The 520-nt window shown below is 61.7% G+C and carries 1 protein-coding gene; it reads left to right on the top strand.

Annotation, left to right across the window (positions count from 1 at the left end; genetic code table 11):
* Positions 1-520 (top strand): DNA methyltransferase (locus tag HMPREF3097_RS05340; protein WP_371260084.1); only part of this gene is annotated, 520 nt, incomplete at both ends.

The raw sequence follows: 520 nt of genomic DNA, 5'->3' as shown, positions 1-520 counted from the left end.
CCTACTGCCCCAACTTTGCAACAGCACCATTTCGATTACAGCGCACATTGAGCACGCGAATGCGCTGGCTGTGGACTGGTTGGAGATCCTGCCCGAGACTTCCGGGATGACCTATATCTTCGGCAACCCGCCGTTCATTGGGCAGTACACGAAGACCGGTGAGCAGACCGAGGACATGCGGCGGGGGTGGGGTAAGGATTACGACGGCTATCTGGACTACGTCACCGGTTGGCACGCCCAGGCCAAGAACCTGCTGGCCGAGCGGCGGGGCGAGTTCGCCTATGTGACGACGAACTCGATCACCCAGGGTCAGCCGGTGCCGGCGCTGTTCGGGCCACTGGAGCGCGAGGGGTGGCGGATTAAGTTCGCGCACCGTACCTTTGCCTGGGACTCCGAAGCCCCGGGTAAGGCGGCTGTGCACTGCGTGATCGTTGGCTTCACCAAGAACCGGGCCGTGAAGCAGCGGCTATGGGACTATCCTGAAATCCGCGGGGGGTGTCCCTATGTGTTTGTCAAGTGC

Source organism: Corynebacterium sp. HMSC27B11 (genome assembly GCF_001815985.1).
In the GTDB taxonomy this organism is placed as follows: domain Bacteria; phylum Actinomycetota; class Actinomycetes; order Mycobacteriales; family Mycobacteriaceae; genus Corynebacterium.
The sequence above is the reverse complement of the archived record's forward strand: the minus strand, read 5'-3'. Positions and strand labels throughout refer to the sequence as shown.